The organism is Leptospira saintgironsiae (assembly GCF_002811765.1).
Classification (GTDB): Bacteria; Spirochaetota; Leptospiria; order Leptospirales; family Leptospiraceae; genus Leptospira_B; species Leptospira_B saintgironsiae.
Genome location: NZ_NPDR01000006.1, coordinates 45,765 through 72,098, shown reverse-complemented (window position 1 = coordinate 72,098; position 26,334 = coordinate 45,765). Strand labels below are relative to the sequence as shown.

The 26,334-nt window shown below is 38.8% G+C and carries 21 protein-coding genes; 12 read left to right on the top strand and 9 right to left on the bottom strand.

Features of this window, described 5'->3' with window-relative positions; genetic code table 11:
* Positions 1–22: 22 nt before the first annotated feature.
* Positions 23–1,117 (bottom strand): AraC family transcriptional regulator, encoded by a 1,095-nt coding sequence (locus CH362_RS13995; protein WP_100710952.1) that lies wholly within the window; start codon positions 1,115–1,117, stop codon positions 23–25.
* Between the two features lie 128 nt (positions 1,118–1,245).
* Between CH362_RS13995 and CH362_RS13990 the strand changes: the two genes are divergently transcribed.
* Positions 1,246–2,529: a citrate/2-methylcitrate synthase gene (locus tag CH362_RS13990; protein ID WP_100710951.1), complete on the top strand. Its 1,284-nt coding sequence runs from the start codon at positions 1,246–1,248 to the stop codon at positions 2,527–2,529.
* A gap of 103 nt (positions 2,530–2,632) precedes the next feature.
* On the opposite strand, the gene CH362_RS13985 is transcribed toward CH362_RS13990, so the two are convergent.
* The 4 genes from CH362_RS13985 to dusA all read right to left on the bottom strand — a co-directional run bounded on the left by CH362_RS13985 (position 2,633) and on the right by dusA (position 7,733).
* Entirely contained in the window at positions 2,633–3,616 is a 984-nt protein-coding gene (locus CH362_RS13985) for a cytochrome-c peroxidase (protein ID WP_100711132.1), read from the bottom strand.
* Positions 3,617–3,726: 110 nt separating this feature from the next.
* Entirely contained in the window at positions 3,727–5,436 is a 1,710-nt protein-coding gene (locus CH362_RS13980) for a 7TM-DISM domain-containing protein (RefSeq protein ID WP_100711131.1), read from the bottom strand.
* A gap of 258 nt (positions 5,437–5,694) precedes the next feature.
* Positions 5,695–6,636 carry an MBL fold metallo-hydrolase gene (locus tag CH362_RS13975; protein ID WP_100710950.1) on the bottom strand — a complete coding sequence of 314 codons (942 nt, stop codon included), beginning with the start codon at positions 6,634–6,636 and terminating at the stop codon, positions 5,695–5,697.
* A gap of 47 nt (positions 6,637–6,683) precedes the next feature.
* Positions 6,684–7,733, bottom strand: coding sequence for a tRNA dihydrouridine(20/20a) synthase DusA (gene dusA, locus CH362_RS13970; RefSeq protein ID WP_100710949.1), 1,050 nt, complete (start codon positions 7,731–7,733; stop codon positions 6,684–6,686).
* Positions 7,734–7,917: 184 nt separating this feature from the next.
* Between dusA and CH362_RS13960 the strand changes: the two genes are divergently transcribed.
* The 4 genes from CH362_RS13960 (at position 7,918) to CH362_RS13945 (ending at position 13,493) form a co-directional block, all read left to right on the top strand.
* Positions 7,918–8,823 (top strand): LIC10647 family lipoprotein, encoded by a 906-nt coding sequence (locus tag CH362_RS13960; protein ID WP_100710947.1) that lies wholly within the window; start codon positions 7,918–7,920, stop codon positions 8,821–8,823.
* Entirely contained in the window at positions 8,820–10,757 is a 1,938-nt protein-coding gene (gene mnmC1, locus CH362_RS13955; RefSeq protein ID WP_100710946.1) for an FAD-dependent 5-carboxymethylaminomethyl-2-thiouridine(34) oxidoreductase MnmC1, read from the top strand. Before CH362_RS13960 ends, mnmC1 begins: the two co-directional genes overlap by 4 nt.
* Before the next feature lie 15 nt (positions 10,758–10,772).
* Positions 10,773–12,638: a RecQ family ATP-dependent DNA helicase gene (locus CH362_RS13950; RefSeq protein WP_100710945.1), complete on the top strand. Its 1,866-nt coding sequence runs from the start codon at positions 10,773–10,775 to the stop codon at positions 12,636–12,638.
* Positions 12,639–12,743: 105 nt separating this feature from the next.
* A complete protein-coding gene (locus CH362_RS13945; RefSeq protein WP_100710944.1) occupies positions 12,744–13,493 on the top strand; it encodes a hypothetical protein in 750 nt (249 codons plus the stop codon).
* 1 nt (position 13,494) lies between these two features.
* Here CH362_RS13945 and dinB read toward each other — a convergent pair whose 3' ends face one another.
* Complete coding sequence (dinB, locus tag CH362_RS13940) at positions 13,495–14,598, bottom strand: DNA polymerase IV (RefSeq protein ID WP_100710943.1); 1,104 nt, start codon at positions 14,596–14,598, stop codon at positions 13,495–13,497.
* Positions 14,599–14,640: 42 nt separating this feature from the next.
* Entirely contained in the window at positions 14,641–15,369 is a 729-nt protein-coding gene (locus CH362_RS13935) for a ComF family protein (RefSeq protein ID WP_100710942.1), read from the bottom strand.
* A 126-nt stretch (positions 15,370–15,495) separates the two neighbouring features.
* On the opposite strand from CH362_RS13935, the gene CH362_RS13930 reads away from it, so the two are divergent.
* The 3 genes from CH362_RS13930 (at position 15,496) to CH362_RS13920 (ending at position 19,653) form a co-directional block, all read left to right on the top strand.
* Complete coding sequence (locus CH362_RS13930; RefSeq protein ID WP_425269066.1) at positions 15,496–16,800, top strand: LA_0442/LA_0875 N-terminal domain-containing protein; 1,305 nt, start codon at positions 15,496–15,498, stop codon at positions 16,798–16,800.
* Positions 16,801–16,884: 84 nt separating this feature from the next.
* On the top strand, positions 16,885–18,153 hold the full coding sequence (locus CH362_RS13925; protein ID WP_244280590.1) for an LA_0442/LA_0875 N-terminal domain-containing protein: 1,269 nt from the start codon (positions 16,885–16,887) through the stop codon (positions 18,151–18,153).
* A gap of 105 nt (positions 18,154–18,258) precedes the next feature.
* On the top strand, positions 18,259–19,653 hold the full coding sequence (locus CH362_RS13920) for a hypothetical protein (protein ID WP_100710940.1): 1,395 nt from the start codon (positions 18,259–18,261) through the stop codon (positions 19,651–19,653).
* Between the two features lie 18 nt (positions 19,654–19,671).
* Here the strand turns inward: CH362_RS13920 and CH362_RS13915 are convergent, their stop codons facing one another.
* Positions 19,672–20,373, bottom strand: a complete 702-nt coding sequence (locus CH362_RS13915; RefSeq protein ID WP_165780276.1) for a TetR/AcrR family transcriptional regulator — start codon at positions 20,371–20,373, stop codon at positions 19,672–19,674.
* A gap of 109 nt (positions 20,374–20,482) precedes the next feature.
* Here CH362_RS13915 and CH362_RS13910 point away from each other — a divergent pair, with 109 nt between their 5' ends.
* Genes CH362_RS13910 through CH362_RS13900 form a run of 3 tightly spaced genes read left to right on the top strand, consistent with a single transcriptional unit; the run spans position 20,483 to position 23,288 of the window.
* Positions 20,483–21,949 (top strand): aspartate aminotransferase family protein, encoded by a 1,467-nt coding sequence (locus CH362_RS13910; RefSeq protein WP_100710939.1) that lies wholly within the window; start codon positions 20,483–20,485, stop codon positions 21,947–21,949.
* Positions 21,950–21,978: 29 nt separating this feature from the next.
* Entirely contained in the window at positions 21,979–22,635 is a 657-nt protein-coding gene (locus CH362_RS13905) for a class II aldolase/adducin family protein (RefSeq protein WP_100710938.1), read from the top strand.
* The gene (locus CH362_RS13900) at positions 22,632–23,288 is read left to right on the top strand and encodes a class II aldolase/adducin family protein (RefSeq protein WP_100710937.1); all 657 of its coding nucleotides are present in this window, start codon (positions 22,632–22,634) and stop codon (positions 23,286–23,288) included. The genes CH362_RS13905 and CH362_RS13900 overlap by 4 nt, the downstream gene beginning before the upstream one ends.
* A gap of 245 nt (positions 23,289–23,533) precedes the next feature.
* Here CH362_RS13900 and CH362_RS13895 read toward each other — a convergent pair whose 3' ends face one another.
* Positions 23,534–24,037 carry an LIC10604 family protein gene (locus CH362_RS13895; RefSeq protein WP_100710936.1) on the bottom strand — a complete coding sequence of 168 codons (504 nt, stop codon included), beginning with the start codon at positions 24,035–24,037 and terminating at the stop codon, positions 23,534–23,536.
* 302 nt (positions 24,038–24,339) lie between these two features.
* Here CH362_RS13895 and CH362_RS13890 point away from each other — a divergent pair, with 302 nt between their 5' ends.
* Positions 24,340–26,325, top strand: coding sequence for a PP2C family protein-serine/threonine phosphatase (locus CH362_RS13890; RefSeq protein ID WP_100710935.1), 1,986 nt, complete (start codon positions 24,340–24,342; stop codon positions 26,323–26,325).
* Positions 26,326–26,334 lie beyond the last annotated feature (9 nt).

Here is a 26,334-nt window from a genome sequence, read left to right as displayed (position 1 = left end):
TGCGAAAAACAATCGTCCGAACTTATAGTTTGCTACCCTTTTTTCGCCATTCTAGAGGAGTCATTCCTGTGATTTTCAGAAACTGTGCATTAAATGTGGACTTAGTATTGAATCCAACATCGTATGCGATGGAGAGAACAGTTCGTTCCAGGTCCTCTAATAGAAGAGTTTTGGCCTCTTCTACCCTAAATGAATTTAGGAATTCATTGAAGTTTTTGCCGTAGGTCTCGTTTAAAATGCGGGAAAGTTGGTGAGGAGATACCAATAGTTTTTCGGCGAAGTCCTGGATTTTCAGACTTTCTTCTTTATATATTTTATCCGCCTCTACCAATTCATTGATACGAGTATGAAGTTGGTCCAGATCCAATCCATTTAGCTGGGTTCTCTCGTATCTTTTCTGTTGGATCTCCGACTTCAAAGAAATGAAAAAATTCGGATATCTTGAGGAGAATAAAAATACAAGAACGATCCCTAAAGTTTGGAAACTAGAACCTGCAGCTAATAAAAACTGATTCTTCAAAAAATATCCGAACCAACAAAGTTGAATCGTTGTGAAAACTACGAACAGGATCGTATAAACTAGAGAAGAAAGTGGGATCTCAGTTTCCTTGGAAGCCTTTCTAAACAACACCCAAAGAAAAATGGAATAAACAGTTTGGTGGATGGAACCAAAAATTGTAACTCCAGTTAGAATATCCACCTTGGAACCGAACATTGCATTTCGGATATATTCTCTGATCTCTTCTGCAGGTAGAATAGTATAGGCGATTAATTCCCCGAGTAAGAGTAGAATAGCCGGAATAAAATGTTTTCCAATCTGGATCTCTCTGTCCAAAGCAAATTGGACCATATTCCTAGACACCAAAAGTAATGTAGGACCCACAGCCCAGACCGCGGGGAAGAATGCAGGCCAGAACCAAATATGATCCGCGGCCCATGGCACCAGACCTAAGCCCAATCGACTCTCCACCAAGGCGAGAATGATGGCTAGGTAGAAGATCCCACCTGGCATCGCATTTTCCCTTTTCTTAGCGAGCTCCATCGCCGCGAGAAGTAGGCAAAGTGCGGTTCCAAATTGGATCCAAAAATGAAGAAAAAAACCGGGGAGATGCTCCAAAACAAAATTCCTTCGAAACTTCGGGAGAGTAAATCTGAAGGAGAAGTTTTGTCCAGCCGAAAGGGAAAATTGCAGGCTTTGCCGAAGGAAGGTTTGACTCTTCTGCCCTTCCCCTGTTTCCTATCGGTATGAGCGATTTCGTAGAGTTGAAATTCGGAGACCAGGTCCACCGTCTTCCAGTAATCACCGGAACTGACGGGAATAAAGGAATCGATATTAGAGATTTGCATAATAAGACGGGACTAACTTCTTACGATCCCGGTTTTTTTAATACGGCATATGCCCAAAGTAAAATTTCCAGAAGGGATGCTCTTACTGGAGATTTGCAATATAGAGGCTATGATGTAGCGGAATTAGTACATTATTCCACTTTTGTAGAAACCAGCTACCTGCTGATTTACGGAGATCTTCCTAACGAAAAACAGCTGAAAGAATTCTCCATGAAACTTTCCAAACATAGTTTGATCCACGAAGACATGATCAATCTATTTGATGGATTTCCAGGGAGAGCTCACCCACTCGCAGTTCTTTCCGTAATGGTTTCTTCCCTATCCAGTTATTACCAAGACGAATACGAAGAATATTTAGATCGTGGAATTGACCAAGCAGCTCGACTTTTAGCTAAGATCAGAACGATCGCTGCATTTTCTTATAAAAAAATGATCGGGCAACCTTTCGTTTATCCAGTGGATCGTCATCCATACTGTACAAATTTCTTATATATGCTTTTTTCTATTCCGTCGGTTAAATACCAACCTTCTGAAGAGCATGATAGGATCTTAAATCAACTTTGGATCTTATATGCTGATCATGAGCAGAATGTTTCGAACACTACTGTTCAGCTGATCGGTTCTACCCAAGCAAATATATTCGCTTCTGTATCTTCTGCGATCAACGCTCTTTGGGGTTCCAGAGAAGGTGGAAGACAGATTGCAGCAGTAGAATTGATCGAAGATATCATCAAATCTAAACTTTCAGTTCCTGAGTTTTTCGAAAGATTGAAAAAAGGGGAATTCCAACTTCACTCCACATGTTTCGGTCATGATGCATACAAGGTGAAGAGCAAACGTTCTACAATAGCTCAAAAGCTATTCTTAGATTTTTACAAACAGAAGAAGTTAGATCCAATTGCAGAAATCGCTCTACAAGTAGATGATTATGTAAGTAAAGATCCATTCTACCTGGAAAAAAATCTATATCCAAACCTAGAGTTCTATAGTGCGATCCTATTCCATAGTTTAGGAATTCCTAAAGAACTTTTCACTGCAATGCAGGCGATAGGTAAACTTCCTGGATGGTTAGCTCACTGGAGAGAACAAAGAACCGGTGTGAATTCTTCTCATAAGGTTCGTCCACGTCAGATCTTCACTGGCGAAACTCACAGAAAGTACAGACAGATCCTGGAAAGATAAACCTCATCTATAACCGAAGGGAGAAGGCAAAAAAAAACCGTCTCCTTTCGGAGCCGGTCTGAATAGGTTTCAATTCTGTAAGTTCGTTTGATCTGAGATCTAATTAATTAGACCGATTTTTATCCGATAATGCCTTCAAGAAAGATACTATCGAATCCACCTCTTCCGAGGAAAGCTCTTTTCCAAGCTGCAAATATGCCATTTTTTTAACCGCTTCCGGCAGGGTTGCTACCTTTCCATCATGGAAATAAGGAGCAGTTAAGGCTATATTTCTAAGAGACGGAACTTTGAAGAAATACTTTTCAGCATCGTTCTTACTCACTGCGGATCTTCCAACGTCGGTCGTGTTTTCGTAAGGATTCACCTGTCCTAGCTTACGGAAGCTGTTTCCTCCTAATAGAGGCCCGTTATGACATTGGATACATCCAGCGCTTAGGAAGGTTTCCAGTCCCTTCTGCTCATCAGAAGTTAAAGCTCTATGATTTCCTGCTTGGAACTCATCGAAACGGTCTCTGGTGATCAGAGTTCTTTCGAACGCAGCAATCGCCTCTGCCAAATTGTCATAGGTGATCTTTTTGTCCTGATCCGGGAATGCTTTTGCAAACAGATCCACGTATTCCGCGATTTCAGAAAGTTTTTTCTCCACTGCAGCTTCAGAAGGCATAGCCATTTCTACTGGATTTAAGATAGGACCTTTTGCCTGAGCCTTTAGGTCAGCCGCTCTTCCGTCCCAAAATTGAACGAAATGGAATCCTGCGTTCAAAGATGTAGGAGAATTCCGATCTCCATTTTTCCCAAGCGCACCTGGAGAAGTAGGGAGATTGTCTACTCCAGCGGTTTTGCCAAGAGTTCCGTGGCAGGAACTACAAGACTGTGAATCGTTGATAGAAAGACGTTTTTCGAAATAGAGTTTTTCGCCTAAAGCAATCTTAGCCGGAGTATCCTTTTCGGAACCTGGCATTTTTTCCGGAAGAATTCCGAAGGAAGTCTTCGCGTCTTGCATAAGCTGTTTTGTTTTCTCGGATGGGCCGCATGCCGAAACCAAGGCCAAAATTAGACCCAAGTATAGTATTTTTGAATTCTTCATATTTTCATCACCACAGATTAGAATCATTCTAATCTTGTGTAGAATACCCTACCGAGGATTTGAGACAACTCTTTTTCAGAAGAATCCAATTTCTCTTCTGAAAAATTCGTTTAAGAATGCAATCTGAGTTCGAATTCGAATTTTCCAGGCTCGCTCAATAGGAAAAATCTTGCTCCTAACTTTTCGGCCCTCACTTTTAGGTCCGCTTCCAAAAGAGAAGAAGGTTCTTCTTTGATTTCCACAACTCCTGTTGCTTGTAACCTGAGTAGTATCGAATCTCCTTCTTTTCCCCAGAAAATTTTGGATTCACCGGACCTTCTCGCACCTATCTTTACTGCGTCGGAGAAGATCCTTTGGACCTGGAGGCATTCGTCTATTCTCAAAAACTGGGAAACAGTTTGGATCTCTGAATGTGCGAATAACGGGTTTTTCAAGACGAACTTTCTCATTTCATCTTCTACTAATTCTTCTTTTCCACCCTGATGATGCATCAGGTCCAAAATATCTCTGACTCCCGAGAGAGTTTGATTGAGTTCGTCTTTAAGTTTAGAAAGTGATTTGTCAGAACTTTCCTTAGATTCCAACTGATCTATAAGAGAATGAAATCCTTTGTCCATAGATTGGTCCACCAAGGTTGCATACTTTGCTTTTTCCTCGGCGTTTAACCTAAGTTGTTCATTATACTTGGATTGTAATTCGGCGAAGGCTTCCACCTTCTCCAGATCTTTAGTAAATCTTAATGATATAATATAAGAATTGAATGTTATAAATCCTACAAGCGCTGCCGGAAAACTATAAGGTATGAGGAAGTAAACTTCGTATAATCCCCAGATCACATCGTTCACCATAGAAATCGCAAGTATGATCCCGGAAAGGAATACTGTTCTGGCTCGATCTTCCTTCTGCCACCAAGCATATCCTAATGTTACCAACAGGACCAAACTGTAAAATGGAGGAACATGCATAAAGAAGGAATACAGATAGATAAGTTCTTCTTCTCCCAATACAAAAACAGAAAGGACAAAAATGAACATTGTGCTCATTAAGATTGCCATCCATTTGGCCCCGAATTGTTTCGGATACATTGTCCTCAGGATCATGTATACAGAAGGCACCAAACACGCTTCGCAGAAATATTCCATTCTGATACGCCAATCTAAAGTCAATTCAGGTGTAAGAATATACTGAAGGCCAGAAGTTACGAATGAATAGAAGGCTACTAAAAAGCAAAATAGTGAGAAAAATAATGGCACTAAATCTTTTCGATAAGATGCGAAGAAGATCAAGTGATACAAACCTACTGAAAAAATAATCGCAACTAAAAGTGTTTCCCAGATCATTTCACGGACCACTTTTAATTTTAAAGAATCTATATCTCCTATCAGGAATGGATTTCGTATTCCACCTTTTAAAAAATTTCCTCTATAATTCGAAACATTTACGATAAGTTCAGTATCCAAGGAATCCAAAAGATAGATCTGAGAATTTGGATGTGCTAAGAACTCTGTATCAAACCTATTCGTTCCATTGATCCCGTTGGCAAAGATCATTCTTTTTCCGAAATATACTGAATACACACCCGGGATTCGGGGCACATAAATGGCGAGATTCCTCTGCTCTGGAGTTTTATGGATCTTTAATCTATAAGAACCATGTCCTTGTAATGTAAATTCTGGAGAATAATCCCTCCAAATTCCAGGAACAGGAAAGTATTGTCCACTAGCCGCATAACCTGTATTAGGTGAGTATAAATTTCCCCAATTGAATTCCCAGTCTCCTTTAAGAGGATAAATTTCTCCCCAAGGGCTAGCTGTACTCAGGTCTATACTTCCTTTATAAAGAAGAGGAGTTTTTTCAGAAGTTTTTGTAGAGCAAGAGATTAAGAGGAAAAAGGTACAAAGAAGGACTACTAGATTTCTTTTTCTATCAGATCTTTCCGCTAGCACGCCCACATGTATATTCAAAAAATTCGAAACAAGGAAATCAAATGAAAAACTTCGCCTAAGAAGCACTAGACTATTTGGGATTCTTATCTTTAAGTTAGAAGTATTAAAAATATATACTTAAGGGATGGAAACTTATTTCTTATTCTTTCTAGATCTTTCTATCTTAAATGCAATCCCTTGTGCGTTGATCTGAGAATCGAAACCTATAAATCTTTCTTCTTTTTCTCCAAAAGGCAGATGTCGGGTATGAATTTGATCCTCTAAATAAGAACGGACTCTAGCTTCACAAAATCCAATCAATGATTCTCCTTCCAAGCCTGTCTTTTCTGCCGAGACTAGAACGTTTTTCATAACGTTAAGACCTTCTTTCATTTGAGAAGCTCCTGATCGGATATCTTCCCAAACCCCAAAATGTGTGAGATAAGCTTTGTCCGCACCAGTAGCAAGTATCTTATCTACTGAAAGTATTGCTTCTTCTGGATCAAAATCAGTTGGAGTTGTAGAAGGAAATAATAGAGAATCTTTTCCTTTTCTAAATAATGTATAACCAATCCCAAATGTATCTCCAGTAAAGATCCCGTTTGTCAATGAATCATAAATACAAAAATGATGATTTGCATGTCCTCTTGTATGCAGGAATTTAAATGTTCTTTTTTGCCAGGACAATTCTTCTCCATCACTCATAGTGCGAACACGATCACTCGGTACAGGAAGAATTTCACCATACAACTTGAAATAATTCTCTTCTCCATATACCTGGATGGAACTTTTAATAAGACGAGTTGGATCGATTACATGAGGCGCAGCTTTTGGATGTGCAAGTACAGTTGCATTCGGACAAAGAGAGATTAGTTTTCCTGTTCCTCCCGCATGGTCCAGATGAACATGAGTAATGATGATATAGTCTACAGACTCAGGAGTAAGTCCTTCTTCTTTTAATGCTTCTAACAGAAGAGGGACTGCATAATTAGTATTATTTTCTACGAATGTAGCTTTGTCCCCGTCCACAATCAGATAAGCACAGGCAAGTCCTGCTTCTACATATCCGCAATCTATGGTTCGAATCTTGTCCAAAAGTTTCTCCGCAAATAGTATGCAGTAGTTAGACGAGCGTTCTCCGATTAAACCACCGGATTCGCAACCTCTTTGGCCTCAATTTTCGGAATTCCTAATTTACGATCCAGGTATTCGTCGGGAATAAACTGCAATGCTTCTATAAGTAATTTAGGACTAGGGTTAGAATACATTTTCTCTGTGAGAATCCTGCGATAGGAGCGGGCACCCCTGATCTCATGAAATGCTCCAAGTAAATGTTTTAAGATACGACTTGGCTTTTCACCTTCTGCAGTTTGAGAAGAAACATATTCCTGCGCTAACTCGAAAATATCTCTGCGACTTAAGCTTAAAGGTTCTGTTCCAAAAAATTCAGAGTCAACTTCAGAGAATAAGAAAGGATTTTCATAAGCTGCCCTTCCTATCATCACTCCATCCACTTTGTCTAAATGGGAATGGATATCCGAAATGGTTTTGACTCCTCCGTTCAACTCTATCACAAGATCAGGAAAACTTTTTTTGATAGAATACACATCGTCATAACGTAATGGAGGAATGGTTCTATTCTGAGCCGGACTTAAACCTTCTAATATTGCAATTCTTGCATGTATAGTGATCCTTCTCGCACCAGCTTGGCTTACGGATCTTACAAATTCATACAAATCTTCTAATGTTTCTTTTCCTCGAACACCAATACGACATTTCACTGTAACTGGGATAGAAGTTTTAGAATCCATTTCTGAGATACAATCAGCGACTTTATTCGGGTCCTTCATCAAACAGGCTCCGAAATTTCCTACTTGGACCTTATCGCTTGGGCAACCCACATTCAGATTGATCTCTGAGTAGCCGTATTCTTCTCCAATCTTAGCACATTCTGCAAGTTGAGAAGGATTGTCTCCGCCTAGCTGTAATGAAACAGGAGATTCTTCCTGAGAAAAACGTAAGAATCTATGTTTGTCCCCTCTTAGTATGGCACCAGTAGTCACCATTTCTGTATAGAATAGAGAATGTTTAGTGATTAGTCTTAAGAAAAAACGGAAATGCCTATCCGTCCAGTCCATCATAGGGGCTACGGATACGGGGTATAAGATAGGCTGTTTTTTTTCGAAAGACATATACTTCGACTAATACGATCCTCGGTTTTCGGTGTGAGCAGTCAAGCCCCATGAAATGGACTTGGTTTGATTTCCGACCGTTTCAATTTGGTTCTGGACGATGGATTCAAAGAGACTAAATCCGGTTTTTTTCCAAAAAATCATAACCTGCTGCCTATTTCTTATTCTCGCTTCATGTAAGAGTATGAGCGGGATTTTAGACTCGATCATTATCAATGCGGGTGCTGAATATACCGCCTTAGATTTTTTTACTCACCCATCCAATGTCCAGGGAATACCTATCAGTAAGTTCAGTGCTCCAGGTTCAGGCGCAGATACAAGCGTAGTAAGTAGAGGCTCCACAACTACACGTGCATTTTACTCTATCGGATCTGTTCCAAGTAGGATCCCAGGCACAAGAGATATCAAAGGATTTTTTTCTTTCTTAAGTGGGCTCGCTTGGTCCTTTAATTTAACTTCTCCCCGAACATATAGAGGAAATCTGATCAATTATCCTGATGACGGAAGACGTTATCTCGCATTCGACGATTATGTTTCCAATCAACTATTCCCTCTTCCTCCTCAGTTAGGAAGAAATATGGAATACACATACGAAGATTACCAAATGTATTTCACACTTTATTTAGGGTATTACGAAGGTAAAAATGTAAACTTTGGCGTTGGTCCAATATACGGTCTCGCTGTTTATAGAATGGATATTATAGAAAGAGAACATAGAGTCTCCAGTGTCAAAAACCAGTTACAAGAACTAAAAGGACTTCGTTTATTATTAGAATATAATATAGGCCAATACTTTCCGGAAACCATTCTTTATAATGCCTATCTTTTTTTGGAGATCACAAGTTTCGGAGATTTGGACGGTAAAGGTCTGAATATCAAAAATCAGGTCACAACTGCAAATGGGTTACCTGCTCCTTCTCTTTACATGAACATGACTACCTACAGGATGGGGGTTAGAAAAGAAATACAACTTTCTAAAGTGCCTCATAAAAAAGAAGAAGGACCGGCATATCCCCCTTTGCAAAACCTGCCCTCCGCAGGGCTTCCACCTAAAGAAGATACTAAATCAGATTCGGAAAATCCTGGATGATAGACTGGAAAGAAAACGGCACCCCAGTTTCCAGAGAATTTAATGATATTTATTTTTCTCCAGAAAACGGTTTGGAAGAAACCAAACATGTTTTCTTAAAGGGAAACAGATTGGAAGAAAGATTATCTTCTCCTGAAATTCAGCATATATTTTCAATTTTAGAATTAGGATTTGGGACTGGTTTAAATTTTTTCGCCGCCTGGCAGCTTTGGAGAAATTGTAAAAGTAAATCTAACGCCAGAATCCTAAGATTTACTTCCTTCGAAAAATATCCATTAGAAAAGGATGATATTCTAAAAGCAATCTCAGCGTTTCCCGAGCTTAGCGAATTACTAGAATTATTTTTAGAAAAATATAAATTACTCGTTCCTGGATGTAATACGTTTCTATTCGAAAAAGAAAATCTGATTTTGGATCTATGGATAGGAGATGCTACCCAGCTTCTTTTAGAAACATCCGGAAAATTCGATACATTCTTCTTAGATGGTTTCGCACCTTCTAAAAACCCAGACCTTTGGGGAGAAAATATTTCTATCCAACTCAAAAGACTTTCAAATAAGAATGCAAGCTTTGCCACATTCACTGTGGCAAGAAGCGTCAAAGATTGTCTGAGCGGTGCAGGCTTCTCCCTTTCTAAAATTCCAGGTTATGGAAGAAAGAGAGAAATGCTGATCGGTGTTTACGGATCCGAACCGGAACCAGATACAAATCCGATCCCATTTTTAAGAAAAACATACTCTTCTAAAATTCCTGAAAAAGTATCCGTGCTCGGGGCTGGGCTTGCAGGAGCAAATATCGCAAGAGCACTTGCTTGGAGAGGAATTCAGGTAGAAGTTTGGGATGATCATAACGCGTTACGTGCATCTTCTGTTCCAATGGCAGTTTCTCATCCTCATATTACCAAAGGAGAAACTCCAACCAGTTTATGGACTCTTCGTTGTCTAGGAAATTCTATCCGTCGCTATTCTGATCTTTTACCTAAGGATTCTTACCAAATCTCTGGTACATTACAACTCTCGGGAGAAGATCTTCCTTGGGAAAGATTGGAAGAAGGTGTTAAGGCGCATTTTTTATCCAATGAATTGGCGGAATTAAAAACGGAACTTGGAGAAAAATTTCCCGAAAATGCAAAAGGTATTTTCTATCCTGCTGGTTTTTGGACGGATACTCCTGCATTAGCAGAAAAACTTTTAGATCATCCGAATATTCTACTCAAACAAGGGAATATAGGATCAATCTCTTTCGAAAAAGAAGAATGGACATTACTCTCCGAGAACAAAGAAATTTTAAGTAAGACAGAAGTTTTAATCTTAGCAAATTCTTTCGGGATAGAAAGTTTATTACAAGGATTATGGAAAGAGTCGCCCTTCTCCCTTAGGTCCGTTAGAGGACAATTAGAAATATTAGAAGATCAGAATATAGAATCCGAAAAAGATCCCATCTATGTGGGAGAAAAATATCTGACTCCTTCTAAAAATGGGATCAGAGTAAACGGCTCTACATTTGATGAATTCGAATTAGATCCAAATCCGAGAACTAAAGATAGAGAGGAAATTTTAGAATATTCTCAAAAGACATTTCTAGGTGTCCACTGGAAACAGATCAATATTCGCTCCGATTTCGTTGGGATTCGATCCCAAACTCCAGATCGATTTCCAATCCTGGGCCCAGTCCATTCTCCGGAGCCTTTTCGAAAAATATACTCCGGTATGGGTCTCGCAAAAAATAGGAAGAAAGAATTCCCTTTTTTAGAACCGCAAAAAAACCTGTTTGTGTTCGGTGGCTTGGGATCCAGGGGAGTTTTGACTTCCCTATTGGGAGGGGAAATTTTGGCGGAGATTCTTTTAAACGAACCTTTATCTATCGAAAATAGCTTGTACTCCTCTCTGCATCCCTCAAGATTTCTATACCGCAAAATCCGAAATCTAGATTAAGGAAGAAGTTTCAACTTGTCTGCAAACACTGGAACAGTCTCCTCTTCGATAGAGGATTGGAAAAAGATCCTACATACCCATTTCGGGTTCTCCCAATTCAGGCAAGGCCAATGGGAAGCAGTCCAATCATTATTGGGAAAAAAAGATGTACTCGCAATTCTTCCTACAGGCGGAGGAAAATCGCTCATCTACCAATTACCTTCTTTTGCAGAATCTAATTCTCTTACGGTAGTAATTTCTCCATTGATCGCACTCATGAAAGACCAAGTAGATGGATTAAAGGCAAGAGGGATCCAAGCTGCTTATTGCAACTCGACTCAAGATGATTTAGAACAAGTCAGAGTATTATCTTCTGCAGCCACGGGAAAGATTAGAATATTATATATTTCTCCTGAACGAGCAGTCTCACGTTCTTTTTTAAATCTACTTCCAAAACTTCCAGTAAGTTTGATGGCAGTCGACGAGGCACATTGTGTCTCACAATGGGGACATGATTTCCGTCCTGAATACAGAAAACTTCATACATTACGTTCTTATTTACAAGAAGGGACTCCTTGGGTTGCCCTTACTGCTACCGCGACCGATAGGGTCAAAAAGGATATCTCAGATAGTTTAGGATTAAAACTCCCTTTACATGTACAGGGAACATATGCCAGAGAAAATTTAAAATTTTCAGTGGTATACCCAGACTCAGAAAGAGAAAAAGAAAATTTACTTTTAGAAATATTAGAAAAGGGTAATTTTCAAAAATCAGTTTCTGGAAAAGTAATCATCTACTGCTCAACTCGCGCAAAAGTGGACGAAATTTATGAACTTCTACGCAAATCAGGATACAAAGTAGGAAAGTATCACGCTGGAAGAACCGATTCCAGTAGAGAAAAAGCACAAGAAGGATATTCATCCGGAAAAACGAATATACTCGTAGCCACAAATGCATTCGGAATGGGATTAGATAGTCCGAATGTTAGGTTGGTTCTTCATTATCAGGTGCCTTCTTCTCTCGAAAGTTATTACCAAGAAGCTGGAAGAGCAGGAAGAGACGGTAAAAATTCGGATTGTGTATTATTCTTCTTACCTGGGGACTTAAGCGTCCAAAGTTTTCTTTTATCCAAGGAAGCAAATTATAAGGGGGGAGAAACTCTACTCTCCCATGTAAAATCTTACGTAAGTTCTCCTGATTGCAGACAAAAAATTTTATGTGATTATTTCGGAGAAGAAATATCTAATTGTGGTTCCTGCGACACTTGCGCCGACTCTGCGTCCTCTCATTCTGCAAGACTTGCTTACACTGAAAGAGAAAGATTAAAGGCAGAGAAAAAAAAGGAGAAAGAATCACATATCTTCGACCCAGATGAGATCAAATCGATCGAAGGATTAATCTCAGAGTATCCTGCAAAATTTGGCAAAAAGATCATCGCAGGAACATTAAGAGGAGCAAAATCCAAGGACATACTTCGCAGAAGATTAGATAAATCTGAATATTATTCTTCTTTAAAGCATGTTCCTGAAGAATCTATTCTAAAACTTTTAGAAGATTGGCAGAAGGGCAAAAAACTATCCATCAAAGGAGATAAATATCCTAAAATTTATCTAACTGCATTCGGAAAACCTAAAGCATCTTTTGATGATCCGGAAAAACCTCGTAAAAAAGTTCCACTTAGCGGGGATAAACTCATCCTGAACGAACTTAAAAATTTCAGAGACAGGATCGCGAGACGCAATAAATGGAAGAAGTTTATGGTGATCCAAAACCCTGTACTTGTTCGGATCGTCTCCCAAAGACCAGAAAGCCTAGAGGATCTAATGGCAATCAAAGGTATGGGAGAAGCCAAAGTTAGACAATATGGGAAAGAAATTTTAGCTATTTTAGAGAAGTTTTGATCTTTTCCACTTTCTGGACCCTGAAAATCGCCTTGCATACATCTTAAAGATTTCCTAATCTGACCAGCCAATCCATTTGCTGATTTTATACATTAGGAAAACAATATGTTTCTGATCCGTCTTATTTTTCCCTATTTCAAGGTTTCTAAAACCAAAGCCTTAAACGAAGTAAATGTTTGGCTTCAAAGTAAAGAAACAAAAGATTCTCTTCCTGCTACGGATTATATTCCTTTTATGGATAACCTAGCCTTCCAACAATACAAGGATAGAATTTCCAAAAAGATGGGAGTCCCAGAGTCCGAATTGGAACTCTATAGATCTACAGAAAGGACCAAACTTTTATACAGACCTTTTTTTATACTCTTCTTCATTGGAATGTTATATTTGGGGATCAATCTGTTCTTAGAGATCCAACCTTATTTGGGAAAATCTAGATTAGAAAAACCGTTTATAGAAAACATTCTTCCTTCGGGAAAAAAAGAATTATTAGAGATGGATGGATCCTTCTGTAGATATATGATCAATAATGCTTCCGAGATCGCAGAAGATTATTTTTATATAGGTTGGTATCTATTCAGCATCGGCTCTATTTGCACATTTTTAGGATCGATTATGGATTCCAAACATCATGGGATCTTAAAGATTGCTCTCCCATTTGTAGGGTTGTTCATATTAAGTATAGCCTGGAAAATATTCGATAATTCTAAACTAGCAGGACTTGCAGCAGGAAGATCTATGCTTCATTATAATGAAGAGAAAGATTCAGACAAAAAATGCAGGCAAGAATGGGCAAATCTCAGACAGGGAATCGCAAACCTAGTGCCTTCTGGGATAGATGGAGATACCTCTAAATAGTTTAAAATAAAGAAGGAAATAGATCTTCTTCGTCTTCAATCTTGGTTTGTGAATTTTTAGAAATACTTTCCGGATGAGAAAGACTTAAGCCTAATAGACGGATCGGAAAAATAGATTTGCCAGATTCCAATATGAATTCTTCCAAAAGTTTGGATCCGATCCGATATAGTTCATTTTTATCCATATAGGAATAATCTTCGGTAATACTTCTGGTCTTTTGTGTGAAGTCTGAAAATTTTACTTTGAGAGTGATTGTTTTTCCTGGAAAAGATTTTTGTAAAAGCCGTCTTTCTAGTTCTTCTGCAATGTCCGAAAGCTCCCTAAATATCTCAGAGCTATTTTCAAGATCTTTAGCAAAAGTAGATTCTGCACCTAAGGATTTTCTTTCCCTAAAAGGTTCTACAGGTCTATCGTCCAAGCCTCTACAAACAGCAAAGAACCAGCGACCTGATTTACCAAAATTTTGGCCTAACATCTCCAAACTTTTTTCTTTTAGATCTTTTCCTTTTTTAATCCCAAGTGCATGCATTTTTTTTAATGTAACTTTTCCGATCCCCGGAAATACAGAAACATCTAATGAATCTATAAACTTTTCGATTTGTTCAGGACGAACGATTGTCATTCCATTAGGTTTATTTTGGTCCGTTGCAATCTTGGCTAAAAATTTATTAATCGAAACTCCTGCAGATGCAGTTAACTGAGTCTCTTCGAAAATTTTTTCTCGAATTGCTTTGGCAACCTCACTCGCATAGGGAATATTTTTCTTATTTTCAGTGACGTCTAAAAATGCCTCGTCTAAGGAAAGCATCTCTACAAGGTCAGTGTATTCTAAAAAGATCTGTCTGATTTTGGAAGATACTTTTCTGTATGCTTCGAAACGAGGAGTTACAAAAATCCCGGAAGGACAAAGCCTTGCTGCTTGAGAACAAGGCATTGCGGATCGAACTCCGAATTTTCTTGCCTCATAACTTGCAGCGCATACAACTCCCCTGGAATCCGGAGGACCTCCAACAATGATTGGTTTGCCCTGATAACTCGGATTATCTCTTTGTTCTACAGAAGCATAAAACGCATCCATATCTACATGTAGAATTTTTCGAATCATCTTCTCCAATCTATACTAAACGGATATATAGAATGGTCAAGTTTAATCCGAGACCCTTAGATAGGTTAAAACATAAACCGACTTTGTACCATTCTTCTTTAAAATTCGACTCGCTTCGTTCACGCTCGCACCAGTAGTAAAGACATCGTCCAATAATAATACGTGAGAAGGACAACGATCTTTCCAATCTGGTTTAATCTCCCAAGCAGAATATGCATGAAAGAATCTTTCTGAAAAACTTTTGCCTGCCTGTCTTTCTGGACTCGTTTTCATTAATGGATCTACTAAAGGAATTCTTAATATTCTCCTTGTTTCTTCATACAATCTACTGCTCGGAGAGAACGGTCTGAGATCTGAATTGAAAATTCTATTTTTTGAATAACTAGGCAGAAGGATACACGCGTCCAGATCCAAGGTCTTCAGCTCTCTCAATGCCCTTCTGATCCCCAAAGAAAGAAAAATAGAAACTGGATACTCTTTATTCGATTTGAGTTTATTTAATAATTCCCCCAGCAAATCGTTTCTATCCCTGAGGCTAAGAACTTTTGTAAAGAATACATTTCTGGAATCGCAGAATTCACAAACCTTCTCCGCATCGGACAAAGGAGAAGAACATAAATTACATCTGTATAATGGCTTGGAAGTCCGAGCAGCATAGGCGCATCTTTTACAAAGGCCTATTTTTAAGGAGAAGAAGTCTTCTCTGCCGCAAATCCCACAGAGTAAAGGAAAGAAGAAATCCAAAAGCCGAAGAAAGAATAAAAATCTCATAAACTATGCAGGTGTTAAACTATTTTTACCGCGGATATTTTTCCTCAATTAGAGCATCTTTTATTCATATATATATTTAATAAGTTATTGCCTATCGAGTAAACATAACTTCTAATAGACCACGTTATGGGAAGTTCCAACATAAGAATCTGCTTATTAATCCTTTTATTATCTTCCCCCTTAGCAGAATTATTTGCAGAACTGCAAACGATCTATATGAGGAGCGGGCAGATCTTACGCGGAGAAGTCGTCCAACAGACTGCAACAACAATGCAGATTAGAATGGAAGACGGAAAGATCAAACAGCTCACCAAAAAAGAGATACAAAGAGTTAGTTATAAAGAACCAACCATCCAAGAAAAAAAAGAATCAGAAGAAAAATTAAAACAACAAACTGTAGTAGTCGAAGAACCACCTCTTCCAACTTCGGAGCCTGTTAAAAAGTCCGAACCCGAAATTGATAAAGCAGCTAGTCCATATACAATCGACCAGGCCAAAAGAAAGGATATTGAATTATTCTTTGGAGCGGGCCTTGGAACATACCGCCCTCCTACTGAATCCTATTTAAATCAAACTTCGGTAAAAGCAAATGTATTATCGGGGCAGCTTCCTCCGGATCATGATTCACCCAGTTATAAAAGAGGTTTAGCTTATAGTATGGGTGCCATATACTATTGGAAGAAGTTTGCATTTGGCTTAAGCGCAAATCATTTCAGCGGTGAAACATCTGAAAGAATTAAAGTATATAATCCTAATGCTAGTTTACAAGAAATCGCCGGAAAATTCCCCGAAAAACAAAGCTCCTTAAAAGCAGATGTTTCCTATCTCGCTTATACTAATCAAAGGTTCGATCTAAGACCTAGCTTTGGTTATTCTCAATTTTGGGGAAAGACAGATGATAATAATACAATTTCGACCGGTTATAACGGAAATGAACTGACTTCTTTTTTCAAATACCATTACTATTTTTTAGAAAAGTTAAAAGGTCCATCGATCGGATTAAAAACTACAGTTAGACAAGGCGAAAGATGGGAGCATAGGATAGAATTACATTATCTGATTCTTTCAGGCGCTCAGTACAGTACAGGAAATTTGTCGATGTTTAACCCTCCGAATTTTTTTGATTATGGGGTAAGCCTAGGAAGTATACAGTGGGATGCAAAAGGATTCAATTTTTCTTATAAACTTTTCTATAAATGGACACCTACAATTTCTTTTTGGGTAGGGATCCAAGCATTCGAATGGAAATATTCTTTAAAATCATTTGATCAATCTTTCAATGGGCTAGCAAATATAGACAATCCAAGCCCAGTCGATCAATTGGTACTTATAAATCTTCTGTTAACTTCCGCATCAAAAATGACCCCTGCTACAAGCAAAGCATCCTCTTTAGAATTCGGAGTCATGAAAAGATTTGAGTTATCTCAATAATCGAAATTTATTTTTGAGCTCTAATTGAGTGCATTAAATTATTGCTTCTATCCTTTTAAGATGCAGACTACGCCGTAGATGAGATTGTATCGTTTTCGGTTACTTCTACCCTTTGTTTTCTTTCTAATCCCTGCGATTTCCTTGTATGCGGAAATGAAAACCATCTATCTAAAGAATGGCCAGGTCATTCGTGCGGAAATATTGCAACAAACTGCGACCAGCATGACGATCAAAACGACAGAAGGAAAAACGATACAATTAAACAAATCCGAGATCAATACAGTTAGTTTTAACGAACCTGCTAAAGTTCAGCAAGAAGAGAAAAAACCTGCCCAAGCAGAACAAATTCCTATTCCACAAATTACAGAAGTTCCCAAACCTATTGTAAATTTTCATATAGATCAGTTAAAGAGAAATGATTTGGAAATTTATTTTGGATTAGGAGCAGGAAGATATTCTCCGGAAACCCAAGGGTTGCCAGTACAGATCCAAAACAAAGTTGGATTAGCTTCCGGAACACTTCCGACTGTAATCGATAAACCAACACATTCTCCCGAATTATCACAAACCTATGGAGCAATATATACTTGGAAAAGATGGTCGGGAGGAATTGCAGGATCCTATTTAGGAAATAGAAGTACATATGATAGTCATTCTTATGCAAGTGGGATGATACATAGCACAGGAAGTTTCCCTGAAAGACAAAGTTCTTTAAAAAACGAAGTGTCATTTCTTGCGTTTACAAACGAAAGATTCGATCTAAGACCAACAATCGGATACCAATACTTCTGGGGACAATCTCAAGATACAAACATATCCACTTCCTATTATACAGGCAACAGTCTGTATTTATACTCTCAAGGTGTAATGAAGTTTAACGAAACACTTAAAGGATATTCAATCGGATTAAAAGCAACTATCCGAATGGGAGAAAGATGGGAAAATAGATTAGAATATCATAATTTAACTTTATCAGGAAACCAGGATGGAAGCATAGTATCCGCACTCGTTCCGGCAAATCTTTCTCAAGTAGCATTTTACAGACAATGGCAAAATATTTCCTGGGACGCAAAAGGATTCCATCTTCTCTATCGATTAGTTTATAGAGTGACTCCTACAATTTCTATTTACGCAGGATTTCAATTTTACGAGTGGAAATACAGCCTGAACTCAGATCAGCAATATCTTTATTCATCCAAAGACGGATTGATAGGAGTGGACTTGAGCAATCCTAATGCTTATCTAGTACAACAAAAATTAATGGAAGCAATAGGGAAAACAATCAATTCAGAGAGTAGATCTGCAATTTTAGAACTCGGAGTGATGAAGAGATTTGAGTTCTTACACCAATGACTTAGAGACTTGCCTGAACTTTATCCAAGTTGGGATAAATTCTTATACATAAATATAATACGAATATTGATTGTCCGATGACTTCTTTCTCCAGAAGTTCCTAATATGTATATTCTAAGAAAGGTCTTATTGGCAATTGTGCTATCTTTCCCTTTCTACATTATACCGAGCGAAGAAAAGAAAATTCGCTTAAAAAATGGTATATCTATCCAGGGAATTATCACAGAAGAAACAGATATTTACATAAGGATCAAAACAAAAGGAGGAGTGGAAGGAAAACTAGAAAAACGCTTTATTGAGAATGTATTCGATGAAGTTCCGGAATTTCCGAAAGAAACAAAATCAGTTTTAACTGATGCTGAAAATACGGATTATATCTTAGAATCCGTTCAAAAAAAAGAAGAGGAAAGCCTAAAACTTCAACCTGAAGAACTTCCACCATTTATAGAAATTCCTCCTAAAGAATCGAAAAACGAATCTCTTGAAACATCATTAGAAAACGGCAAAGCAGACGCCGTATTACCCTCGGAAATAAAATATCATACCCTAGAATTTTATGCAGGGATCGGGCCCGGAACATACCAATCACCCGGTGCGAAATTTACCGATAGATACCAAGATATCGAAGTCGGTATCACCGACCAAACGATAAGTTCGCCGATTCGTAATAAGAGTAATGAAGATCTATCAAACAGTTTTGGATTAAACTATTATTGGAAAAAAATATCCGTTTCTTTGGAATACCATCAATATCGAGGTACAACAAATCATCAAAACTTTGGATATTTTCCGGATTTCTCCAGTGGACCCTTGGTTCCGGTCCCATTTTCTACCCGCGGCAACCTTCCCGAAAATCAAAACATCAGTAAGGGGGATTTGGCTTACTTAATATATTCGAATTCTATAATCAAAGTTCGTCCATTAATCGGAATGATACAATCTTACGGGAACATAAACGATCATAATACATTATTTACTGTCTATAACTATGGAACATCTAGATTACCATATAGCGGAATCCAAGATGGAAATATTTCCGAAGTTATGAAAGGATTAATAACCGGTTTAAAATTATCATTTCCTATCAATTACCGTTGGGAGATCAGATTAGAGTCTTATTTTCTTTCACTAAGCGGAAATCGAAGTTATAATGCAGTTACTCCCGCCACTGTATATCAACCCGATCTTGTTACTTCTGGAGAGCCGACAAGTTTAATATCCGTTCTTTTCGAAAAGGTTAAATGGAGAGCAAAGGGGCAATACTACGGTATCAAAATCTTTTATCATTTTAATAGCGGTCTCTCTATTTGGATTGGAGCTGATTCATTCAGTTGGCAATATAAACTGGATACCTTATCGAATTTTTCTACCAATCGAGAATTGACTTTTGCAGCCGAAATCAATAGGCAAGGCTTAGTTAATCTAATCGCGAAATCTGATAGTCCTTCTTCAAGATCTCAATCAGTTGAGATAGGTTTGATGAAACGATTTGAGTTTTGACCAAATCGAACCGCTACCCTACTTCTTCTCCAAAGCCCTTCGAATAAAAGACATTATTCCTTTCACGACCTTTTCATCATTATCAAAGTCTTTTCCTAGATACACTTTCATTCTTTCACGATAATACTCGGTCGCATAAGAGAATTGGAGTATCATAAAAAGATTATCAATACAGAATGCGAAAACTTTCTCATCCACGTCTTTGCTTACAGATCCGGACTTTTTCGCCTCTGCCAATAAAGAAGTGTAAACTTTAGCGGAAACACTTTCCATATCAGAGGAAAGTCCACGGATCAATTCAGAATTTCCCTCTGCAGTGATCTCATTGTATAAACGAATGATATCTCTATTCTCTCTGGAATGTTTTTGGATGATTCTTAATATTCTTTCTATTTTGCCGAAAAGATCGCTGTCTTCACTCAAGACTTCTTCTAGAGTTTTTTCTAATTGATGGATCCCATAACCAACAGCTGTAAGAAAAAAATCTTCTTTTGTATCAAAGTATTTGTATAAGGACCCAACACTGATGCCGGCCTTCTTCGCAATAATATTGGTATTCGCATTATTGAAACCTCTGTTTGCAAATTCTGCGATCGCAACTGAGAGTATCCTGGTCCTTTTTTCTTCCGGGATCTTATCAAAAGTATCTCTATTGTATTTTGAAGAGGTAAATTCGGCCACAGTACTTCCTATATTTACTACCTGAGCGGTTCCTAACATCCGGAATACGGAAAATTTTCCCGGAAGCATCTTTTCTATATTTTCTAGTTGACAGTGAGTGAATACTCACTCACTGTCAACCTATATTCCGTAAAAAAAGGAAAAAGATATGTCTACCGGCTTCGCAATTTCTCAATACCCAGACGTAAAAGGGGTTTATAAGCAACTTCATGACCTGATTCGCCAGCCAATTCGCTCCATTAAGAAAAATGAAATGGAGAAGTACCTTCAGGAATATTTTGAGAAGAAATGCTCTAAATCCAAGACTATGATCGCGGAAGCTTCAGAGTATATCCCGGGCGGTGTGCAGCATAACCTCGCATTCAATTATCCCTTCCCTCTTGTTTTCACTAAAGCATCAGGAGCACATTTATTTGACCTGGATGGGAACAAATACATAGATTTCCTGCAAGCAGGAGGTCCTACAGTTTTAGGAAGTAATCCAATTAGCATCCGCAAGAAAGTGGTTAAACTTTTAGAAACCACAGGACCGGTTACTGGTCTATTCCATGAATATGAGTTAAGACTTGCGGAGAAGATTGTAGAACACATGCCTTCTGTGCAAATGTTCCGTATGTTAGGATCTGGAACCGAAGCTTGTATGGCATCTATCCGTGTAGCAAGGCTTGCTACCAAGAAGAAGAACATCGTAAAAATGGGCGGAGCATATCACGGTTGGAGTGATCAGCTTGCTTATGGACTTCGTCTTCCAGGCACAAGACATTTTGAATCTCACGGAATTCCTAAACATGTTTTCAAATATACTCAAGAATTCTATCCGAATGATCTAAACGCATTAGAAAGAACCTTAAAAAGAAATCGTTGGAGAGGCGGCACTGCTGCAGTTATCTTGGAGCCGATCGGACCAGAAAGCGGAACTCGCCCTATTGACATGGACTTCAATAAAGGAGTCAGAGAGCTTTGCGACAAATATGGAGCATTACTAATTTTTGATGAAGTAGTTACTGCATTCCGTATAGGTCTAAGCGGCGCGCAAGGTTATTATGGTGTCACTCCTGATTTAACCGTATTCGGTAAAGTGGTTGCTGGTGGTTATCCTTCCGCTGGTGGTTTGGGTGGAAAGAAGGAATACATGAAGTATCTTTCTGCAGGACTCCAAACAGGTGTTAAAAAGGCACTTATCGGTGGAACTATGGCAGCAAACCCTCTTAGCTCTGCTGCAGGATATTACACACTTCTTGAGATCGAAAAACAAAAGGCCTGTGAAAAAGCAGGAAGAGCAGGAGATAGGATCACAGCAGGTTTACAAAAATTAATTAAGAAGTATAATCTACCTTTCGTAGCATTTAACCAAGGATCTATTTGCCATTTAGAAACTGTCGGAACCATGCTTTTAGAGATTGATATTAAAAAATTCTGGAAGATCAAGTCTACGATCAAAGAAGCGCATACTCGCAAAAAAGCAATGGAAGAAATGGGTGCGGCATATATGGCAGAAGGTATCGTTACTCTTGCAGGAAGTCGCTTGTATACAAGTGCTGCAGACACGGATGCAGTAATCGACGACGCACTAAAAAGATTCGAAAAAGTTTTTCAAAAAGTCGAAGGTGTATAACCTTTAAGTCTGCTGAATAGGAGAAGAACATGGAAATAGATAAGGCCAAAAAAGTCGTTCGAGATACCGGGATCCGCCTCGTAAGGTCGGGACTTATCGCAAGAACTTGGGGAAATATCAGCCAACGTATCGATGAAAATTATTTCGCGATTACTCCTACCGGCAGAACTTATGAAGATCTAACTCCGGAAGAAATCGTGCAGGTAAATATCGAAGACCTGACTCACATCGGAAAGATCAAACCTTCCTATGAGAAAGGACTCCACTCTGCGGCTTATAAACTTCGTCCGAATATTGGTGCGGTCATCCATACTCACCAACTACAAGCAGCAGTTGTTGCAGCAGCAAGGAAGGATGTTCCTGTTCTAAATCCTCAAATGAAAAAAATCATCGGTGGGCCTGTTCTTTGTACGAATTATTCTCTTCCTGGAACTAAAAAACTGATCACGATGGCAATCTCTGCATTGGATAAGTCCGGAAGTAAAGCGGTTCTTTTAGCAAACCACGGAACTCTTTGCGTCGGAAAAGATATGGAAGATGCTTTTCAAGTAGCACTTGAATTAGAAAGAGTCTGTCAGTTATTCATCGAGAAAGAATTCTTAAAAGTTTCCGGTTATAAAAAAGGAGACAGAGATTCTATCCGCTCTTGGTATCTTAAAAACTACGGACTGGTAAAATCAGCATGAAAGCTCCTGACAGCCCAATGGATCTTCAGAAATTTCTCCCTCAGTTAGTGAAGGAAGGAATTTTAGCTAAGAACGGATGCGCAAGTGTTAAGATTGGAAAAAGTATTTGGATCACTCCTAAAAAAGCAGATCTAAATGCGATTGGGAAAAAAGCAAAGACTGCTCTTTTAGAAATTCCTTTGGAAGCAAATCAGATCTTCCCGAAAGATATTCCTGACGAAGCAATCCAACATCTTTCTCTATATTTAGCAAGACCCGAATTTACTGTTATCTTCCATTCTACTCAAGAGAATGTGATGACCTGTTCTATGGCGGGTGAAACCGTTCGTCCTTATCTGGATGATATGGCCCAAATTGTAGGACCTAACGCTAAAGTTGTGCCTAACGCATCTGATGAGAAAGGCCTGAAAAAAATAATTTCTGCTATTGGAAGAAGAAACGCGGTTTATCTTCAAAATGCTGGAGCATTATGCGCCCATAAAAGTTTAGATGATGCCCATGCCGTCTGTATGGTTTTAGAAAAAGCAAGCAAGGCATTCGTAGAATCTAGAATTTTAGGCGGCGGAAAACCGGTTCCTTGGTTAGAAGCAGAAGCAATCCGATTCGTTTATCAGAGAAAATATTCTAAACAAGCAGAGAAGAACAGAGGATAGGGAATCTACTGTAGATCTGAATTTGTTAAAGAGTGGCCCCGCCCTTCTTTGGGTGGGGGCCGGAGCGTAGCGGTGGATTTTTTTTCCACACCCCCACCCCTATCACAAAACTCAATTCTTCACAACTAAAATTTGTCATCTCCATCTTGTTGGAATTCCAACAAGAATCAAAACAAAATTTTCATTTACAACCTTGTTCCCTACTATTCTGGTCCCTTGTTTCTTTATTAAAAATCTTTGATTGATTATTTAGGAGAAGACTCCAACTTTTTACTAAGATCATCCAGATATGTTTTCAGAGTTGTATCATAACCGAACACGAACTTGGAAAGAACTCTAAATAGAGGATTTGTCACAAAACCTTTCTCAGTAATTTTCAGCTTAGTGGTTGGATCATTTCGGCTAATTTCAAATTCCCAACCACCGCCGAAAGGAAGATCTTCACTTAAAATTTTAGTCTTTAAAGAATGCGGAGACTTTTCTTCTATAATTCCAAAACGAATATTATTTCCATGAGAATCTGACTCTGTCCAGATTGTTTCAGATTCAATATCCACGGACTTTAGTCCGCTTCTCCAATCCTTATACTCACCAACATTACGAATGATCTTGTATATACTTTCAGGAGAAGAAGAAAAGTCTTTCTCTACACTTGCAACATGATCTTTCGGAAGTAAATACCCAGAAAGTATGATTAAAACTATAATGCCTACCAGGCTCAATAGAATGATCCAAACCATATTACTCATAGAGGTTATCCGGCCGAACAATAAAAGAAAGTTTTAAATTGCGAGATTGTTTTTAAAAGAGCCACTTACTTTTCTCTTATTTTTTCCGTCTCAAGTATCTGGAGGCGGGATTATATTTTTACAAGTATCCTACATTCTGTAAAAAATTTGTAGATGATACGTTCAAAAATATATTCACTAATCCAAATACTATAAGAACCGTCCCTAAAGGTCCGGTTCTTGAAGCCCGAGACTATATGTTTATCGATAAGCTAAGTTTTGGGACGGACTATAGGCGATTTCCAAACGAGGGCCGATTAGGGATGGAAGAAAAAAAAGAACTCATAACGGAGAGAATTATAGCCTCCGGTCCGCTGACGATCAATCGGATCCGATTCGGTCTAGCAGGGCTATTCTTACTATCTCTCGCGGCAGCTTGGACCCAGAGCTCCGCAGTTCAAAATGCGGCATATCTAATCGGGACAGGCTCGATGCTTGGTTATGCTTATTATAATTATTACTGCAATAAGAAATACGGAAAGATACCGTCTATGGTCGGTAAAGTTTCTGTACTCGCAGATATCATCATATTATGCGTAGTCATGTTCGTAGCTTCCTGGACTGACAGGAACATGGCATCGGGAGTGATCCGTCAGATCATTCTATATGCGATCAACATGATTTTCATTGTGTATTCAGTATTATTATTATCCCCAACAGTCGCAAAACTTTCAGGAATATTCAGTGTAGTCGGGCAAGGACTCGTGATCTTAAATACAATCTTCAGAGGAGTGGAATTCACTGAAGATGAGCTCAAAGTTATTTCTCCAGGATACGCATCCATTTCGGAACAATCCTTAAAGTTAGTATTTTTAGCGGTGGTATCATATATCACTCAAAGTGTTATCCTGATCTTCCGCAAGATCGGCGCGGTAGAAGAAGAATATGCAAATACTTTAGAGCAGAAGGTTGACGAAAGAACGATAGAAGTCACTAAAAGAATGGAGGAGATCCAAGCTCTTAAGGTTCAGCAGGACGGAGATTATTATCTCACTTCTCTCTTGAGTAAACCGCTCATGACAAACTGGAATACTTCTCAAGAAGTGAGCACAATCTTTTACATAGAACAAAAGAAGAAGTTCACGTTCAAAAATAGAGAATCCGAACTGGGCGGAGATATTTGTATCAGCGGGAATCTTCTGTTCGGATCTGAAAAGGAAAAATGGACCTTCTTCTTAAACGGTGACGCGATGGGAAAATCCCTCCAAGGAGCGGGAGGAGCGATCGTACTTGGAACTGCTGTGAATAATATCTTATCCCGTTCTGCAAGTCACGGAAAGACAATCGATATTAATCCGGAAGCTTGGATGCTCCAAACCCATAGAGAACTAGACGAAATTTTTAGAACATTCGATGGGACGATGATGGCTTCAGCAATCTTCGGACTGATCCATGATAAAACTGGAAAAATTTTTATACTAAACGCGGAACATCCTTGGCCTGTATTATTCAGAGATGATAGATCTTCTTTCTTGGCGCCTGAACTTTCCGCATGGAAATTAGGATCTCCCTTCGGGGCGAACATTAAGATCCATGAATCTTATTTGCAACCGGGAGATGTTCTATTCTTAGGTTCAGACGGACGGGACGATATCAATATCAGTTCGGATGGGATTAATTGGAAGATGAACGAGGACGAAAACTTGTTCGTTCGAATTGTCGAAGATTCAAAAGGAGATCTGGATACGATCGCAGGAAAGCTGCATGGAGTGGGTGCAATTGCTGACGACCTTTCTCTCATCCGCATCGGTTATAAAGAACTAATAGATCCTGAACATCCTAAGTATAACGATGCAGTAGCAAAGTACAACCAAGCGAAACAACATATAGCGAAAAAAGAAGTACCAATAGCTCTAGAACTTCTAGAATTATCCTGGAACTTGGCTCCAAATTTTAAAGAATCAGCAAGATTGATCGGACAGATCTATTACGACAAAAAAGAATTCTCTAAAGCATCCAAATGGTTAGAGCGTTATTTGAACTTGGATCCTGAATCCCATAATATCTGGTTCTTATTATCCTTATGTTATAAGCATATGAAGGAATTCCAACGCGCGGCGGATGCAGCGGAGAAGGTCCGAAATACTCAACCTCATCGTCTAGCGAACCTGATCAATCTCTCAGACAACTACAGGCTTCTGAATAAATTCAAAGACGCTAGATCTGTGCTCGAAAAAGCAAAAGAGTTAGATGGGGAAAGCGCACTCGTAGGTAAGCTGGACGAGTTTTTGAAAGCGAAAGGTTTCTGATAGAACAGA